This window comes from Streptomyces sp. NPDC058459 (assembly GCF_042721685.1).
Lineage (GTDB): Bacteria > Actinomycetota > Actinomycetes > Streptomycetales > Streptomycetaceae > Streptomyces.
In genome coordinates this window covers 24,199-40,672 of the sequence record NZ_JBHXLV010000038.1, presented here as the reverse complement: position 1 = coordinate 40,672, position 16,474 = coordinate 24,199, and the positions used below count along the sequence as shown (strand labels likewise).

15 protein-coding genes and 1 pseudogene are annotated in these 16,474 nt (G+C 67.1%); 8 read left to right on the top strand and 8 right to left on the bottom strand.

The features are described 5' to 3' along the window. The 3 genes and pseudogenes from ACFWN1_RS10605 to ACFWN1_RS10595 all read left to right on the top strand — a co-directional run. Positions 1-479 (top strand): annotated as a pseudogene (locus ACFWN1_RS10605) (hypothetical protein); the annotation flags it as partial. A gap of 282 nt (positions 480-761) precedes the next feature. Further along, entirely contained in the window at positions 762-2,252 is a 1,491-nt protein-coding gene (locus ACFWN1_RS10600; protein WP_384359739.1) for a CHAT domain-containing protein, read from the top strand. A 66-nt stretch (positions 2,253-2,318) separates the two neighbouring features. Then, a complete protein-coding gene (locus ACFWN1_RS10595; protein WP_384359738.1) occupies positions 2,319-3,269 on the top strand; it encodes a hypothetical protein in 951 nt (316 codons plus the stop codon). 216 nt (positions 3,270-3,485) lie between these two features. Here the strand turns inward: ACFWN1_RS10595 and ACFWN1_RS10590 are convergent, their stop codons facing one another. The 7 genes from ACFWN1_RS10590 to ACFWN1_RS10560 form a co-directional block, all read right to left on the bottom strand. Beyond that, positions 3,486-4,328 carry a tyrosine-type recombinase/integrase gene (locus ACFWN1_RS10590; protein ID WP_384359737.1) on the bottom strand — a complete coding sequence of 281 codons (843 nt, stop codon included), beginning with the start codon at positions 4,326-4,328 and terminating at the stop codon, positions 3,486-3,488. Positions 4,329-4,402: 74 nt separating this feature from the next. Further along, positions 4,403-5,206 carry a phosphotransferase gene (locus ACFWN1_RS10585; protein ID WP_384359736.1) on the bottom strand — a complete coding sequence of 268 codons (804 nt, stop codon included), beginning with the start codon at positions 5,204-5,206 and terminating at the stop codon, positions 4,403-4,405. Next, positions 5,203-6,090, bottom strand: a complete 888-nt coding sequence (locus tag ACFWN1_RS10580; protein ID WP_384359735.1) for a glycosyltransferase family 8 protein — start codon at positions 6,088-6,090, stop codon at positions 5,203-5,205. The genes ACFWN1_RS10585 and ACFWN1_RS10580 overlap by 4 nt, the downstream gene beginning before the upstream one ends. A gap of 65 nt (positions 6,091-6,155) precedes the next feature. Beyond that, positions 6,156-6,350: a hypothetical protein gene (locus ACFWN1_RS10575; RefSeq protein ID WP_384359734.1), complete on the bottom strand. Its 195-nt coding sequence runs from the start codon at positions 6,348-6,350 to the stop codon at positions 6,156-6,158. Continuing rightward, complete coding sequence (locus tag ACFWN1_RS10570; protein WP_384359733.1) at positions 6,347-6,793, bottom strand: hypothetical protein; 447 nt, start codon at positions 6,791-6,793, stop codon at positions 6,347-6,349. The genes ACFWN1_RS10575 and ACFWN1_RS10570 overlap by 4 nt, the downstream gene beginning before the upstream one ends. Before the next feature lie 194 nt (positions 6,794-6,987). Beyond that, positions 6,988-8,190, bottom strand: a complete 1,203-nt coding sequence (locus tag ACFWN1_RS10565; RefSeq protein WP_384359732.1) for a helix-turn-helix domain-containing protein — start codon at positions 8,188-8,190, stop codon at positions 6,988-6,990. A 72-nt stretch (positions 8,191-8,262) separates the two neighbouring features. Next, positions 8,263-8,937, bottom strand: coding sequence for an HAD-IA family hydrolase (locus ACFWN1_RS10560; RefSeq protein WP_384359731.1), 675 nt, complete (start codon positions 8,935-8,937; stop codon positions 8,263-8,265). Between the two features lie 290 nt (positions 8,938-9,227). On the opposite strand from ACFWN1_RS10560, the gene ACFWN1_RS10555 reads away from it, so the two are divergent. The 5 genes from ACFWN1_RS10555 to ACFWN1_RS10535 all read left to right on the top strand — a co-directional run bounded on the left by ACFWN1_RS10555 (position 9,228) and on the right by ACFWN1_RS10535 (position 15,985). Further along, on the top strand, positions 9,228-11,450 hold the full coding sequence (locus ACFWN1_RS10555; RefSeq protein WP_384359730.1) for an ATP-binding protein: 2,223 nt from the start codon (positions 9,228-9,230) through the stop codon (positions 11,448-11,450). Positions 11,451-11,526: 76 nt separating this feature from the next. Continuing rightward, positions 11,527-12,177 carry a response regulator gene (locus tag ACFWN1_RS10550; protein WP_384359729.1) on the top strand — a complete coding sequence of 217 codons (651 nt, stop codon included), beginning with the start codon at positions 11,527-11,529 and terminating at the stop codon, positions 12,175-12,177. Further along, on the top strand, positions 12,174-13,289 hold the full coding sequence (locus ACFWN1_RS10545; RefSeq protein ID WP_384359728.1) for a ComEC/Rec2 family competence protein: 1,116 nt from the start codon (positions 12,174-12,176) through the stop codon (positions 13,287-13,289). The genes ACFWN1_RS10550 and ACFWN1_RS10545 overlap by 4 nt, the downstream gene beginning before the upstream one ends. Positions 13,290-13,442: 153 nt before the next feature. Continuing rightward, entirely contained in the window at positions 13,443-14,786 is a 1,344-nt protein-coding gene (locus ACFWN1_RS10540) for a hypothetical protein (RefSeq protein WP_384359727.1), read from the top strand. A 632-nt stretch (positions 14,787-15,418) separates the two neighbouring features. Further along, on the top strand, positions 15,419-15,985 hold the full coding sequence (locus ACFWN1_RS10535) for a Uma2 family endonuclease (protein WP_384359726.1): 567 nt from the start codon (positions 15,419-15,421) through the stop codon (positions 15,983-15,985). A 151-nt stretch (positions 15,986-16,136) separates the two neighbouring features. On the opposite strand, the gene ACFWN1_RS10530 is transcribed toward ACFWN1_RS10535, so the two are convergent. Then, a complete protein-coding gene (locus tag ACFWN1_RS10530) occupies positions 16,137-16,337 on the bottom strand; it encodes a TraR/DksA family transcriptional regulator (protein WP_384359725.1) in 201 nt (66 codons plus the stop codon). Between the last annotated feature and the right edge of the window lie 137 nt (positions 16,338-16,474).

The window sequence follows — 16,474 nt, the reverse complement described above, 5'->3', positions numbered from 1 at the left end:
TGAACACCGCGGGCGTCACCACCAACCCCGACACCCCGACCCGGCTGGACAACCTGGCATCACACCTCAGGCCCGGAGACTTCTCCCGGCGCGCCCGCGGGATCGGAGCGAAAGGATTCCGTACCTACGACTGGGCCGTGATCACCGGACCGGAGGGGCGCCAGTACGTCGTCCGCCGCAGCATCGCGGACGGGGAGACCGCCTACTTCCACTGCTACAACCCGCGCGGGGAATCACTGTCGGACCTGGTGGCGGTCATCGGACCGCGCTGGCCGGTCGAGGAGTGTTTCGAGGCGGCCAAGCAGCAGGCCGGGCTGGACAACTACCAGGTACGCACATACAACGCCTGGTATCGCCATATCACCATGGCCATGCTGGCACTGGCGTTCCTGGCCGCGATGGCCCGAACCCCGCAAAAGGGGGCTCTCCCGGCCTGGGCGGTGACCGCGAGCCGCGAACGCGGCGGCTCGCGGCCCTGACCGTCGCCGAGGTCCGGCGGCTGTTCAACCTGATCGGCCTGACACACACCGCCATCGACCAGGGACTTCACTGGTCGACCTGGCGGCGTGCACATCAGGCGGAAGCACGACGGCACCACATCCGAAGGCGGCTACAGCTCCAGATGATCCAGATCTAGCCCTGTAGTACTAGACACCGAACTAACGGTTTACTCAGACGGGAGTGCCTCGGGGTCCAGCGTCCCTTACCGCCAACTGGCCGAGATCGTCAGGGAACAGCGCCTCCTGCCCTTGCCTGAAGGCATGCGAGAATCCTTGCGCGATGTCTTCAACGACGTTGCCTCCGTACCGACCCCGGGAGACATCTCCGAGTGGTGCGGTTCCCTCGGCATTGATGCCGTGGTGCACCTCCTGGCAGGTCGGCACTGCGGATGGGCTCTGATCGTCCACCGGAATGGGCATATCACCTCGCTGCGGCTGCCCCTCCTTCTGCTGCACGCACCCGAGTTGCTGAGCTTCACCGCAGCGCACAATGAGCAGCTACGCGTTGGCGAAGCGGTCAATCCACCGGCCGATTCGTCCTGGCGGAAGGCGCTTCACGGCGTCTGCGATTGGGCCTGGAAGGCAGCAATCAGGGAGCTCTACGAACATCTCACCGCGGTGGGGATTGAGGACACTCCACGTGTCGTTGTTATTCCGTCTGGAACCCTCGGCCTCGTCCCCTGGCACGCGGCCCGGCACCGTGCGAAGACGCCCGGAGGGTGGGAGCACCGCTTCGCGATCGAATCAGTAGCGTTCAGCTACGCGCCTTCGGCGCACGCTCTTTCCTGGTACACATTGCGCGCATTCCTGCCGCTCACGGGAAGCGGCGTGGTGGTCGTCGACCCAACCATGGATCTGCCGCATGCCCGACAGGAGGGCGAGGATCTATACCGCTGGTACTACTCAAAAGGACGGCGGTTCGGCGGGTCCGGCGAGCCCGGATCGGTCCCCGCCACACCCCGAGCGGTGCTGTCGGCACTGAGCGACCCGGTCGGTAGCCCCGCGCCCGCCTACCCCGTGGCCCACTTCGCCTGCCATGCGCGCAGTCGTGCTCTGGCCGCCGAGTCGCACCTCGTGCTGGCAAACGGACAACGTCTCAGCGTGTCCTCGGTCCTCGACCGGCTCCGCTGGGCGAGCCAGGGGCCGAGCCTCGGCCCGCTGGTCGTCCTGTCGGCCTGTGCCACGGCAGTACCTGGCGCTCACTATGACGGCGCGTTGAGTATGGCTACAGCGTTCGGATCGGCGGGCGCGGCGGCCGTGGTGGGGTCGCTGTGGGCGGTGGACGATGCCGCGACCGCCGCACTAATGCGGGACTTCCACACGCTGCTCAACTTGGAGGGGCTGCCGCCCGCCGAGGCACTGCGCACAGCGCAGCTGCGCGCTCTGAGGGAGGCCCGGGCGGGGACCCGAGGGAAGAAGACCAGGGCCAAAGCCCCGGCTGGAGACCCTTCGTACTGGGCGGCGTTTGTCCACCAGGGCCTTGGATACACAGCGCCGCCCGAGGACTCCGTGTCCTCGGCTGTCTCTACGCTGCCGGAACGCTGGGGCACGAGCTCGGACACAGAGGCGTCAACCGACGGCCCAGGGCTTCGGCTGCCGATTTTCGCGAGCCTCCCCGGTCCGGATCCATCCGCCCTCGTCTGGACGTGCCCGGTGGCCGATTGCTCCGAAGAGGCAAACGGTGACATGGACTCCCCCTTTGACGCCGACTGCTGCCCGGTCCACCCCGGCAACGCTTTCGTCCTGGGTTAGGCGGCAAAGTTGGGCGACCTGGTCAAAGGACTACTCGAGCCCATCGCGAAGCGATGGAGCGCAGTCATGGGCGGCCCTCTCCTCCTGTTCTGGCTGGCGGGCGTACTGATCATGCTGTGGATGCGCGGCTCAGGCACTCGCCTGTGCCGCACACCTGACTTCGCCGCCGACGTGCCGTGCACGATCGCCGCGCAGCGACCGTGGGGGCCTGTCGTCCTCACGGCGGCGGCAACCGCGGTCGTGGTGATGTCCGCGTGGGCGCTGACGGCATCGGCCGGCTTCGTGCTCGAGGTGCTCGCTGGCCGATGGGGCACCTCACGGATCGCGCTCGCGTACACCCGGCACCGCATGGCCCATCATCACGCCCGCCGCAGTGACCTGGCCGCCTGGCGTCATGCCCCACCAGCTGGTCTGGCCGACGAAGACCTGGATGCCTGGAACAGCCAGAACGGTTGGCGCGTCACACGAAGGCGGGCCGCGTACGCGCGGTACCCACGGGTGAGCGACCCCCAGCACCTGCTCCCTACGGCTATGGGCAACGCGCTCGTCTCGGTGTCGGCCGAAGTACGCCGCATGTACGGACTCGACCTCGCCGTCTGCTGGGACCCATTCGTCAAGGCCCTGGAGACACCCGTCCGAGACGAACTCACCGCCGCTGCAACCCGGGTGTTTGCCCGGGTGCAGGGTCTGGTGTGTGCGGCTACCGCCGCCCTCTGGGCGATCGTGATCCCGGGCGTGCTGCCACGGCTGCTGTGGGTGGCGACGTGCGCACTGCTTGTCTGGGCCTCCCATCGTTCTCTTCGGGCCGGCGTCGACACGTACTGCCGTCACGTGACTGGCCTTTTCGTTGTTCACCGTGTTCGGCTCTACCGGGCTCTGGGACTCGCCCCGCCCGCTACGGCGCAGGACGAGGTGACCTGCGGAACAACCCTGAGCGCCGTGCTGTCCCGTAGCCTCCGCGCCAGCTCGGCATCGGTGCCGTACGAGTGGGTATCTCCAGGCGACTCGGCCGCCTAGCAGAACGGATTCAGCACACATGAGGTCGGGAAACCCCGCGAACACGTGAGAACTACGGAGAGGTGTTTGCCCAGGCAGACGCCCCACAGTCGACATTTCCGCAGGTCAAGGGCCCGCCCAAGGAAAACTCCTAAAGCGGGTGTCACAGGTTCGAATCCTGCCGGGGGCACTATGCAGTAGGCCGCTGACCTGGGGTTTCCTCCCCAGGGAGGCGCTCTATTCGGCCTCGGACTCCTCGTCCGGGGCCGTTTGCGTGAGCGGTGCGTGAGCGGACGGAGAGTGGATCTCCCGAATACCGCCCAACGGATCAGCATCATCCGGCACGGACTCCGGGTCGGGATGCTTCGGGTCGTCGGGCTCTTCCGCCGCTTCGGAGGCGGTATTTTCGGAGGTCGCGCGGGCGCGCGGGACGAGCCGGGCTGCGGCCTCGGCGATCGCCAGGTCCGCTTCGGAAAGCAGGCTCGTGTACGTGTCGGCCGTGATGGTGATCGAGGAGTGGCCGAGCATCTCCTGGATGTCCTTCAGGTCGGCCCCGGCCGCATGGGCGAGGGTCGCGGCACCGTGGCGGAGGTCGTGGAGCCGGACCGGCGGGAGGCCGATCTCCTCGTACAGCTCGATGAACCGCCTTGTGACGTTGGCGGGGTGGAGCAGCTCGCCGTTTTCCTTGGTGAAGACGCGTCCGGTCTCCACCCAGGCGCTTTCCCACTCCTCACGGTCCTTGTCCTGCTGTGCCCGGTGTCGCCGCAGGGCCTGGACCGTGTCGGAGTCCAGCGCGATGGTGCGTGCGCCGGCGTCGGTCTTGGGGTCGTCCTCGTACACCTCCCAGCCGTCCACGACGAGTTGCTTGGCGACGGACTCGGTGACGATGCGAACGCCGAAGGAAGAGGCCATGTCGGCGGTGGCGTCGGTGCTGGCGTTGTCGACGACGATCACCTCTCCCGTACGGCCGGTGATCTCCTCCCAGCGGGTGAGTGAGGCGATGACCGAGGGCAGGTAGCGGGGCAGGTAGGCGGCCTCGTTGAAGGCCCGAATCACTACCGACAGGGCGGAGGTGCTCATCAGCGCGTCCTTTCCGGGCGGCGCGTACGGAAGAGGTGCGGGGTCCGTCGGCTGAGGTCGTCCAGGCGGCGGGCCTACAAGACGCGGTCGTCGCCAGGGGAGGAATGCGCCCAGGAGCGCAGGGTGTGGAAGACGACCCAGGCGCCCACCAGGTGGTGATCGAGCGCAAGGGGGTAGGCATCGGTGACCGTGCGGGCCCGGAGAGTCGAGAGGGCGTCGGTCATGACGAGCGTCTGGGCGACGTCGGATTCGCGGGAACCGGCTGCGGCGTCGGTGAAGTCGACCAGGTGGCGGATGGCTTGGGGGCCGGCGATCACTACGTTGTCGCCGTGCAGGTCGCCGAGGCACCACACGGGCGCCGTGTGGACGGCGTCGGCGATGGCGGCCAGCGCGGGCGCGATGCGGTCGAGGCTGCTGGCCGGGCAGCGGCGGCCCAGTGAAGTGACCTGCTCGTGGAGCGGCCGGCGCGGGACCCACGACCGGACGGGCGCCCGGTGCAGGCGGCCGAGCAGGCCGGCCAGGTCTTTCAGAGCTCGCTCGTCGGAGATGCGGCCGGAGCGCATGACGCTGCCGAGAGTGAGCGGGCCAAGGTCGGCGGTGACAAGGGCGGTCGCCTCGTGGCCTGGAACGTGCCCATATCCGATGAGGGCCGGTACGGAGACGTGGTCGGCCACGGCCCGGATAGCAGCGCTCTCCGTCATCGCGTTGCGGCGTGCGGTCGCCGCGTACAGCTTGATCACGACACTACGCCCGTCGGCCAGGCCCGCCCGGTACACGACGGTGCGCGTACGTGCGGACAGTCGGCGAGCGGTGCGGGCCGGTACCCCGGTCAGGGCGAGGGCAGCGCGCGAGACCGCGGGCGGTACCCCCGCGCTCACCGCACACCCGCCGGTTCCACGCCGACTGCACCCAGACGCCTGACGTGACGCATGGCCCCTTCCAGGTGCCGCCTGTATTCGACGACCTCCTCCGTGACAGGGCAGTCGGCCTGCCACGGCTTCTCAGGACCGACGAAGTGCACGAGAGCGGCAGTCGGATCGGGCTTCGGCGACCGCGTGACGACCCGACGCACCCAGTTCCCGCGTTCCAGGAATCGGCCGACCTCGAACCGGTTGAAACCACCGGCCACCGGGCGCACTCGGCCGGATCGCAGACGCCACAGGTTCAGGGCGTCCTGGTCGTTGTGGAGGATGTGGCGCCGGGCATGGGTCAGGGCCCGCTCGACGCCCCGGCGGATGCGGGGCATGTGGACGGTGTGGGTCCAGAGCACGCCCGCGTTGAAGTACGGGCGTCCGCGCAGGTGGGGCCAGCGCTCGACGGCTCCGGGCAGCGCCGGGCACTCGCCGACGGCCGGGTTGAACTCGTCCCGCACGGCACCGGTCTCGTCCGACGCGAGGGAGCCGAGCGGCTCGCTCACGTCTCCTCGTACGAGCACGTCGGCGTCCACGTAGATCAGGTAGGGACGGCGGACGAAGCTCGGCGTGAACTCGAACCTCAGATAGGTGGTGACGGTGATGTACGAGGCGTCGGCCATTCGCGAGAAGCGCAGAGGGGCGCATCGGCGAAGGTCGAAGGAGCCGAAACCGGCCCGCTTGGCGAGGTCAGCGAGGAGGAGGGCCTGCGACGGGGCCAGGTCGAGGGTGAGCACCCGTACGGCAGCTTCGCGGCGGGCCGCCGGGGTGATGCTGTCGGCCAAGCCGACGAGGGCGGCGAGGCCGGGGACGAGGTACTGCTGGTCGATGCAGAGGCCGAACGCGTACACGGGGACTTCGCCTTTCGGGCGTGGTGCGCGAGCGTGACGGAAGGGTCGGCAGCGAGCGCGGTCGCTCACTGCGTATCCCTGGCTTCGGAGCGGGCGACGATTTCGAGGCTGTCGGGGTCGTCGGTCTCCCAGTGGGGGCCACCGCCGGTCGGCGGCCGCAGCACCCACACGGTGCCGCCGGCGCGGACGTCGGTGACGATCGCCCGCCGTCCGTCGCCGTCCCGCACGAGGTCACCGACCCAGGCACGTTGAGCGCTCACGAGGCGCCCTCCTCGTACGTGTCCGGCTGCGTGAACCGGCCGGAGGCCACGTCCGCGATGTCGCGACGGCGCCGGGCCTGGCCGGGGGTTCGACGGGTCGGGGTAGCGCTCGACGCGTCCGCGAGGAACCCTCCCCGGTCGCGGAGGAGAACACCGAGAGCCGCAAACTGGGCGGCGTCGGCGGCGACTTGCGTCAGGCCGCTGACAACGACACCCCGGATCATCCCGGCGGACAGGGCACCCGTGACGGCCTGCCAGCCCGGCCGCTCCATGAGCGGCAGTGACGGGGCGGAGTCGGACCAGACGCCGGCGACGTGCCAGTGCCGGGCGTCGGCGTAACAGCGGCCACGCTCCTCGCTCTCACCGAGGGCAATGGAGGTGGTGGCGCAGGAGTAGACGGCGACGGGTACGTGCCCGAGGCCGCCGGGCGGGTTGATCGGCATGCCCACAAGGCTGCTGGGCTGCGGAGTTGGGGCCCAGGCACGGCCCGTCGCAGTGGAGAGACTCCGCATCCGGTCGGACCACCACGCCTCGTGGCAGTGGAAGCAAGGTCGCCCGAAGGTGTGCCACGCCCCGTAGCTGTCGAGCTGATGGCGCGCCCCTACCTACTACGGGCTGTGGTACTTCGGCTCGTAGGTCAACGCACTCCGAGGGGTACGCCCGCGGAGTTCGCCAGTCCTCGCCGCCGGTTGACGGACATCCCGGCGAGTCGACTGATGATGACGCCGGGAAGCATCTGGTGGCGCACCCATCCCGGGGCCATCGCGCAGACGGTCTGGAGGGTGTCGGCTGCGGCCTCCCACCGTCGGCATTCGACCTGGGTCAGCGCTACGTCCAGGCCGTAGCGGGCTCGAGTGGCCAGGGGCACGGTGTCGTCCAGGCGAACGGTGTCCACGAGCCGCAGCGCTCCAGCCGTATCACCGAGGGCCACGGCGATACTCATGGCCTGCGTTGCGGCGTACATCGGTCCGTACGGCTGGGCGTGCGCACCACGGGCATGTTCGTCCCCGATGCGGGCGGCGACGGCGTGCGCCTGGGAGAGGTATTCGCGGGCGTTGTCCGAGTTCGCACCGCCCCGGGAGGCAGCGACGGCGGCGTTCGTGACGAGCTGCCCGTACACGCTCAGCCGGTCCGGGTCGTGCTCGCTCATCCTGGGCTCGATCCGGTCGGCTTGTGCTGCAGCCAGGAGGAAGCCCTGCTTGGTCCGGCCGTCGCGGAGATTGACCCACGCGGTGGTGGCGGCAAGGTGCGCGTCACGGAGATCATCCCCGACCTGCACGGCGATCTGGCGTCCGTACGTCAGCGAAGCGTAGGCCAGATCTCGTGATCCGAGCACATTGGCGGCCATGCCCGCCGTCTGAAAGGTGTCGATCAAGACGCCGGCGGCGGCCTCCCGCTCGTCGGGGCCAACCATGTCGAACCTCGCCCGCGCCTCGGGAAGGAGCCGCCCGAGGAGAGTGCCGAGCTCGGTGTACCGGCCTCCCCAATACGCGGCGTCCGCACGGCGGACGACGGCGCGGAGCTCTTCGACGGTGCCCGGCTCGACCTCGGCGGGGATGCCGATGGCCGCGTCATGGGTAGCCGCGGAGACCAGACGCAATGCGGCCCGCTCGTCGCGGTCCATGGACCGCCGTGGCGCCTGCTGGCCGAGGAGCACGGCGATGTCCGTACCGAGCGCGTCGGCAATCGACAGCAGGGACGGCAGGGAAGCCGTTCCACCGCGTTCGAGCTTGCGGACCACGCCGACGGATACGCCGGCCGCCTCCGCCAACTGCTCCTGTGTCATGCCGCCGCGCAGCGCCTTCAAGCGCTCAGAGGTGGTGTACTCCGACCATTGCATGCTCCAGAACCTCCGCGTGATGGGCCCCACACGGACAGTACTGGCTGGAGCGGTGGAGTCGACAGCCTTTGATCAGACCGCAGTTGAGTTCATGCGGCGAGCAACCACCGCTGTGACGTCGAGGAGGGCCTCCAACTCGGTTACGGCCTCATCCTCGTCAGTGACGTGGACCGTGGCGATGCCCAGATCGACGGCCGGTGGAAGGTTCATCGCGTGATCGTCCACGAACACGCACCGTTCGGCGGGCAGCCCGATCAGCTCCAGGGCGAGTTCGTAGATCGCCGGATCGGGCTTCGCGATGCCCACCAGCTCGGAGACGACATGCACGTCGAACAAGTCCCAGATGCCGACGTGTTCGTACGGGTTGAACGGGTCGAGGCCGAAGCTGTTGGACAGCAGGGCAAGCCGGTGACCGGCGGCACGCGCAGCACGCGCGAGCGCGACCATCCGATGGGCTGCGGGCACCCCGGCCCAGGCCCGTCCCATCAGGTTCACCGGATCCACATGCGCACCCAACAGTGGCGCCGTGCCCTCGTTCCACTCGGCCTGCCCGATCTCCCCGATCTCCAGAGCCGCGTACAGACGCCGGCCCTCGGGGTGATCGTTGAGAGTGCTGCGCCATGCCCCCGGAGCCAGCCCTTCTGAGACGCACCAGGCGCGGTGGATGTCGATCGGGCTGGCGGTAAGCACCCCGGCGAAGTCGAGGATCAGGCCGCGCCTGTCGGCGACATCAGTCCTGTGCGGCATCCGGTGATCGTTCCTTCCCTGATGGGTTCTCTCGGCGACGCTACCGCGCACTCGGGGCCCAGCCTCGGTGCGCGTCCGGCGGAACGTGACGGCTACGGTGCATTTAGGCATGCAGGGACGGCTCGGCGCCCACGATCCCCGGCACATACGGCGCCGGTGAGGTCAGAGCCGCATCAAGGGAGGCATCGTCGGCCTACTGCTCGTACGCCATCAATACCAGCCCGCCGGGCTACCATGCGGGCCAGGGGTAGTGGACTGGCCCCAGCATCGTTTATACCGGGGAGGCTCGCTTGATCGACCATCGACTCCGCTTCGCCCCAGAGATCCTTGCCCGTCTCGGAGAAGAGCTGGTTCCACACCCTGATTTGGGGATCATGGAGCTGGTCCGCAATGCCTACGATGCTGACGCGACACTGTGCACGATCAAGCTGAGTGGCGCTTCCAAAGCTGGCGGCACACTGACCGTTTCCGACAATGGCGACGGGATGACGGAGGCAGAACTAGCGTCAGGTTTCCTCCTGATCGGAAAATCCGGCAAGGCGTCATCCACACACTCCCGCCTCAAAAGACGCAAGGTTGGCGAGAAGGGTCTTGGTCGACTCGCCGCGCTACGGCTCGGGACCACGATGACAGTGACTACGCGATCCCGGACCGAGCCCGGTATCGAGCATGTCCTGAGCATTGAATGGGATCGGATCGACGCCGCCCAGGCTGTCGAGGATGTGCCCCTGCGGATAGTGACCCGGGAATTTGACCCGACAGCCTCCGACGGGCCCGTCGAATGGCGACAGGGGACTACAGTCGCTGTCACGGGTCTCCGGCACAGCATCTCCGAGCATGCGGCGGAGCAGCTGGCGCGATCGCTGCTGCTGCTCAGCGGGCCGTTTGCCGACAGTACGGCCTTTCAAGTGGAGTGTGATGCACCGGAGTTCGCAGAGCTCTCACGGTTGGTGAACTCCAAACTGTTGCGGCACTTCGAATATCGACTCGTAGCGGAACTGGACGGCGACGGGCAGGCATCGGCGACGCTGTATAACTGGCGTGACGAACCGGAATTCACGGGCGGTCACACTGATGTGGGTCATCGCCAGGGAACCCGTCGCAGAAAGAAGAACCCCACTCCACCGATGGCTTTCGACGCACCTGCGGCGACCTTCGAGCTCTGGATGTTCAACCTAAATCCTTCAGCAACCAAGAAGGAGGTCAGGCTGGCAGAGCAGCCAACGCGGGAGATTCGCGACTGGCTTCGACAAGTCGGCGGGGTTCATCTCTACCATCGGGGACTGCGAGTGCAGCCCTATGGCGACAAGGGAAATGACTGGCTGAACATCAACCTTCGCCGCGCTGGCAACCCCGAGTTGCGGCCGTCGACGGCTACTGCGCTGGGCCGACTTCTGGTTGCCGACAAGAAAGACATTCTGCGTCCTAAGACCGACCGAAGCGGCTTTGTCGAGACGTTCCAGTTCAGCCAGCTTCAGGAGTTCGCCAAGTGCGCCATGGACTGGGCCGCTGACCAGCGTCTCGGTAAGCGCGAGCAGGCCCGGGTGGGAGCTGCAACCAAAGCCCATGACGAGGCGGAGGAAGCCGGAGCCCGCTTCCAGCAGATCCTCGCCGCCATAGCACCTCCCGATGAGGGGATGCTTCCCATCGGTCCTCCCAGCGACCAGGCCACTTTGCAGTCGCTCGCCGACAGCGCGACCCGTGTGGTCGACATCCAGAAGCAGGAGATCGAAGCCCTTCGCGAAGACCTGCTGCTTTATCGGTCTCTGGCCACGGTCGGGACAAGTACTGCGGTCTTCGCTCATGAAGCACTTCGTCCAGCTGCAAGGATCGGTAGCGAGCTGAAGACCCTGCGGCGCAGGATCGAACCACGTGTGAGTGCTGAAGTCTACGAGGAGTCGTTCAAGAGCCCCATCGAGTCGTCTATCGACAGTGCGAAGACCCTGGAGACATTCGCCCGGCTCCCGCTCAGCCTGCTGGAGAAGGGCAAGCGCGAGGTCGGGGATATCGACATCGATACCACCTGTCGTTCGGTGGTGAAGCTGTTCGAGGGCTACCTCGATGAGCGGAACATCAAGGTCCTCTTCGATCTGCAGGCCGGGAATGCGGCGATCCGCACCACGACGGCCGACATCGAGTCCGTCCTGTCCAACCTGCTGGCCAATGCCGCTCATGCGTTCACCCGCACAGACGCCCCGATGGGACCCGAGCGCATCGTCCGCATCCAGACTCGGCTGGTGGCCCGAGAGGACGCGACCGGCCATGACGTTGTGCTCTGCGTTGACGACTCGGGGCCTGGCATCGTCGGCATCGCGCTGAAGTCGATCTGGCTGCCTGGAAAGACGACCTTTGATAACGGCACTGGGCTCGGCCTGACCATTGTCCGTGACATCGTCGGGGACCTGAAGGGACGGCAGGAGGCACGCAAAAATGGGGAGTTGGGCGGAGCGCGTATCCTGGTGCAACTGCCGGCTCGCACGGGCGCGGTCACTGACGTTGGGCAGTTTGACTGATGGGGGCTGTAGGGGAGTGCTAACGCTATCCAGGGGGGCCTCGGTCGTTATCGCTGATGACGACCGAAGAGACGCCATGGCGGTGGAGAACCGGCTCAAGGACGCCGGGTACCAGACCACCATCATCACCGAGTTCGATCCGGACTCGGATGCGGACGCCTTCCTGGCGTCTCTGATCGGGCAGTACGACGCCTTCATCTGCGACCACGTCCTGAGCGGTCACGGCCGGGTCGGCTTCACTGGGGCCGAAGTGGTCAGCAAGGCCAACCTGCAGACCGTTGCCCCACTTCCGGCCGTGCTGATCAGTAGCCATATCAACACTGCTCAACAAGGCTCGATCAGCCGCTGGCGTATGGGCATCCCCCAGGTTGTTGGGAAGTCTGATCTCGACGAAGAGATCCTGCCGGCTATGGCCTGCGCGGTGGCTGAGTGGAACGGCGACTTCGCCCGAGAACGCCGTGCCTTCCCTACCCCGATCGAGGTACTCGGAGTCGAGCCCAAGGGGGAGGTGCGTCGGGCCCAGGTCGTTGTCGTTGGGTGGGACATCAAGTCTCCGATCTGGATGCCGTTGGATCCGATCGTGGAGGCAACCGGCCGACGACCCGAGAGCCTGGTCGGACAGTGGTTGGAGGCTGAGGTCAACTGCTACGCGCAGAAGCCCGAGGACCTCTACTACCGCAATATCGTGCTGTCGCCCGATCAGCCGAGCGAGTGGACGTTTGCGTGAGTGACAATCCCACCGTCGGTGGCCGCGTACCGGGCAGCGGCACTGACTCTCTCGGCATCACCATCCTCGATGTTGGCCACGGCAACTCGGCAGTGGTCCACGACGGAACTCTGTGCGCGGTCATCGACGCCGGGCGTTCAGGCACGGTTCCGCAGGCGGAGCTGGAGCGTCGGAAAGTCACAAGGATGGTCCACCTGGTGCTCTCCCACGGAGATGAGGACCACATCGGCGGATCACCTGCTCTCCTGCTCGACGACGCGTTCACCATCGGCACCGTCTGGGTCAATCCGGACTGGCGCAAGGACACAGAGATCTGGAAGCGCCTACAGATGGCCGTCAGGATGCGCAAGCGTCGGGGCGGGTTGGACGGTCAGCAGATGATCACCACTGAGACAGGCCAAGTACTTCGCTGCGGACGGGCCAGGCTTGAGGTGCTGCACCCAGACTTCACTATGGTGATCGGTGGTAGTGCGAGTCAGCCGTCCCAGCACGGTCCCTTGACCAGCAATTCGACTTCCGTGGTGATCCGAGTCCACCTAGACGAGCAGCCGGTCGCCCTGCTCGCCGCTGACGTCGATGCTGCCGGGCTGGCGCACATCGTGGGTTCCGAGCAGGAATTGTCGGCACCGGTCCTGGTCTTCCCGCATCACGGTGGCCTGCCCGGGAGCAGCCGTGCGCCACGAGAGTTCGCCAGAGCGCTCACGCAGCTGGTCTCACCGGATCTTGTGATCTTCTCCATCGGTGGAGGTCTTCGGCCTCGAAACCCCAACGAGGAGATTCTGGCCGGCGTCCGGGAGGCTGCCCCCGAGGCACATGTCGCCTGCACGCAGCTGTCCGCTCAGTGCCACGACAAGGACCAGCGGGTTACGGGTCACCACTTGGCCGAGCGGCCCGCTGCCGGTCGGGGCGGTGGGCGCTGTTGCGCTGGAACAATCTCTGTCACCGCGAACGCCGGTGAGTTGTCCTTCGACCCGCCGCTGAAGAATCACCGTGATTTCGTGACGGCATCGGTGACCTCGGCGCAGTGTCGCGTCGTACTGCCATTGCCGCGCCAACGGCCCGCCGTACGTGCGGTGACGTGGCCCATCTCTTCAAAGGCACCCAAGACGTAGGGTCCTCATCAGGCTAGTAGCAGCAGGAAGACCGATCGGCTGTCGCCATCCTTCATCCTGCTGCAGAATGCTGTTGACCTTGGAGCGTTGAAGCACACTGATTCCCGGAACTTCACCTCCTGGATCACGAGGAGGGGGAGCGCTGTGGGAGCCATGCCGTACGACACCTACGCCCGTCAGCTCGGGCTGCTGGCTGCCGAGGCGTCGCGTGGCCGCTGGGAGCGGATCGCCGACGACGTCCATGCGGCGCTTAACGGCCAGGCCGCGTCAATGTTGCGGACGCTGGTGCCCAGGCAGGTTCGACGGGAGACTGGGTCCTTCTTCACCACCGGTGCGGTCCGTGAAGCTTTCGAGCAGTCGTTGCTGCCGATCGGTGCCCAACGGTACAGGCAGACGTTCTGGGACCCTACCTGCGGCGCCGGTGACCTACTCCTCGCCGCCGCCGCCCGACTGCCTCTAGCGGCAACGCCTGCCAGAACCCTAACCGATTGGAGCAGGCGACTGCGAGGCCACGACCTACAGGAGCCGTACGTTGCGGCGGCCCGAATGCGGTTGCTTCTCGCTCTGTTGGAGCGGCACCGGCAGGCCGGAAGTGATGCTCCGATCGCACCAGGCCGAGTAGTCGGGGCGTTTCCACTGATCCAAGGTGGAAACGGTTTGCAGGAGCTGCAATCCCGTGGGACCTCGGCACGGTTCCGCGGCCACATCCTGCTCAACCCTCCCTACGGTACGGCCGAAGTCGCTCCCTCGTGTCATTGGTCCTCCGGCAGCACCTCCCTGGCGGCGACGTTCACCGCCGCGGCAGCAGCAGCACTGCGCGGCGGCGGCAGGCTCACGGCGGTCCTGCCCGATGTGCTGCGCAGCGGAAGTAGGTACCGTGCGTGGCGCGAGGAGCTAACCGGACTTCTCGCAGTGGAGCAGATCAAGCCGCACGGCATGTTCGACATTCACACCGATGTGGACGTCTTCCTATTCTCCGCCGTACGACGCCACCGGGGGCATGCGGGCGCAGTCTCCTGGTGGCCGGAGCCGCAGGCAACCACAGAGCGAACCTTGGAGGATCTCTTCGACATCCGGGTCGGCCCCGTCGTCGACAATCGTGACCCTCGAACAGGGCCGCAGGTCCCTTACCTCACCGCTCGGGATCTCCCCGCTGAGGGCGAGATGGGTCTACCTCAACGTGTCCGGAACTTTCCCAAGCGGCTGATCGTGCCTCCTTTCGTCGTCATGCGTCGTACCTCACGCCCCGGTCAGGGCAGTAAGGGCGGGAGCAGAGGGGCAGGGGTGCTCGTGGTCGGCGACGAGCCCGTGGCCGTGGACAACCATCTGATCGTGGCCAGCCCCAAGTCCGCAGGCATTGATAGCTGCCGGGAACTGCTCAAGGTTCTGGAACGACCCGAGACAGCGAAGTGGTTGGACGAGCGCATCCGTTGCCGGCATCTCACCGTCACGGCCATCCGGGCGTTGCCGTGGGGCCCCAAGGACGATCCGAGATGACCGAGCTGTGCCACATCTGGGGCCGGCGGCGGCCACGCGGTCGGCGCGGATCATCGTGACGTCCAGGTTGAGGGGAACCGCCCCGGTCGGCATGGACCCATGAACGAGAGCGCGCCGGGCGACGGCCGCCATAGATCTGCCACCTGTGTGGAACGAAGTGGGCGGGAGGCCGCACCCTTCTCGTGCCTCACGAGGACCTGCGGAAGCGCTGAGCGCTCGGGCTTGCGTCGCGTGAGCGATGCGTGAGCGGACGGGTCAGCATGAGGTAGATCCGGCCATCATGTTCGAGAGGGCAATAACTGCCTGAACAGGCAGAATGGCACCACGCAGAACACCCAGTCATCCCCCGGCAAGGATCCAATCCCACTCCTAAAGCGGGTGTCGCAGGTTCGAATCCTGCCGGGGGCACAACGCGTTACCGCTCTGACCTGGGGTTTCTACTCCGGGCAGGCACGCCATTCGGCCTCGGACTCCGCGTCCGGGGCCGCTTCGCGTGAGTGACGGGCACCACTCACCGGCCAGACCGGCCGGCCGAGAGGGAGGGGGTGTGAATCAGCGTGCCGGACATACGGCGGACAGTACGCTGAATCCAGCGGGATCGGGCCCGCGGCACAGTGTCCGGGAGGTGCTTCGTGACAGCCGAGATGGTGGCCCCGGCATGGATGCATGAGCAGATCACGGCGGAGGAGTACGAGTCCTGGTCCGAGGAGCAGTGCGCCGGTATCGAGATCGTGGACGGGATGGTGGTCGTGAGTCCGAGTGCGTCCAAGCGGTACAACCGGCTGGCACGGATCGTGGCGAACGCCCTGGATGCCGCCGCGGGCCCGGAGTGGAACGCTGACACGGACTTCGACGTCCGGCTTCAGGACGTCCCGCTCACCAATCGCCGCCCAGACGTCGCCGTGTACCGCGCAGACACGGTCGACATCACCCCCACCCGCCCCGAGCACATGCTGCTGGTCGTGGAAGTGGTGTCGCCGGGCTCGGAGACCACTGACCGGATCGTGAAGGTCGACCAGTACGCCAAGGCAGGCATCGGCTTCTACTGGCGGATCGAGCAAGCCGCGACAGGCGTTCCTCTCGTGTACACCTACGTTCTCGACCCCGCGACGAAGACTTACCGGGACGGAGATATGTTCACGGGCGTCCTCAAAGCAGCGGCCCCTTTCCCGGTGGAGATCGACCTCGGCCAGATCTGACCACGCGCCGCTCAGCAGTCGGCGGCGCGTGAGCGATGCGCGAGCGGACGGTCCGACACCGGGCGGCACGAGCCGGGTCAAGCGGCTCGCCGTGCCGTCCCGATATGGATTCCACATCCCCGGCGGCCGGAAGGGCGGTCAGGGGCGAAGGTCATGGCACGGCTCGCGGCGGGGTCGAGCCGGGCGGCTTCTTAGCATGATCGACGGGCCCCCGCCGGACCGCCTGGTGGGCGCCGGCCTCCGCGCATCCCACGCACTGTGTGGTCGTCGGCCGTATCTCCAGCCGTTCCGGGGGGATCGTCGCGCCGCAGGTCTCGCAGATGCCGTAGCCGCCCTTCGCGAGCCGGGCCAAGGCCTCGTCCAGGTTCTCCAGATGCGCTCGGGCCTGGGTGAGAGGGAAGCGACGTGGGCGCGTTCGAAGGCGGTGCCGGAGCCGTCGGGGTCGTGTTCGTCGTCAACGGCGACGAGGGTGTTCGCGTCGACGATGGA

What these genes read in the sequence shown, in the direction of transcription:
- ACFWN1_RS10600 (WP_384359739.1), top strand. Translation starts at nt 762, where the DNA reads ATGCGAGAATCCTTGCGCGATGTCTTCAACGACGTTGCCTCCGTACCG.
- ACFWN1_RS10595 (WP_384359738.1), top strand. Translation starts at nt 2,319, where the DNA reads ATGGGCGGCCCTCTCCTCCTGTTCTGGCTGGCGGGCGTACTGATCATG.
- ACFWN1_RS10590 (WP_384359737.1), bottom strand. Translation starts at nt 4,328, where the DNA reads ATGAGCACCTCCGCCCTGTCGGTAGTGATTCGGGCCTTCAACGAGGCC.
- ACFWN1_RS10570 (WP_384359733.1), bottom strand. Translation starts at nt 6,793, where the DNA reads ATGCCGATCAACCCGCCCGGCGGCCTCGGGCACGTACCCGTCGCCGTC.
- ACFWN1_RS10565 (WP_384359732.1), bottom strand. Translation starts at nt 8,190, where the DNA reads ATGCAATGGTCGGAGTACACCACCTCTGAGCGCTTGAAGGCGCTGCGC.
- ACFWN1_RS10560 (WP_384359731.1), bottom strand. Translation starts at nt 8,937, where the DNA reads ATGCCGCACAGGACTGATGTCGCCGACAGGCGCGGCCTGATCCTCGAC.
- ACFWN1_RS10550 (WP_384359729.1), top strand. Translation starts at nt 11,527, where the DNA reads ATGGCGGTGGAGAACCGGCTCAAGGACGCCGGGTACCAGACCACCATC.
- ACFWN1_RS10540 (WP_384359727.1), top strand. Translation starts at nt 13,443, where the DNA reads ATGCCGTACGACACCTACGCCCGTCAGCTCGGGCTGCTGGCTGCCGAG.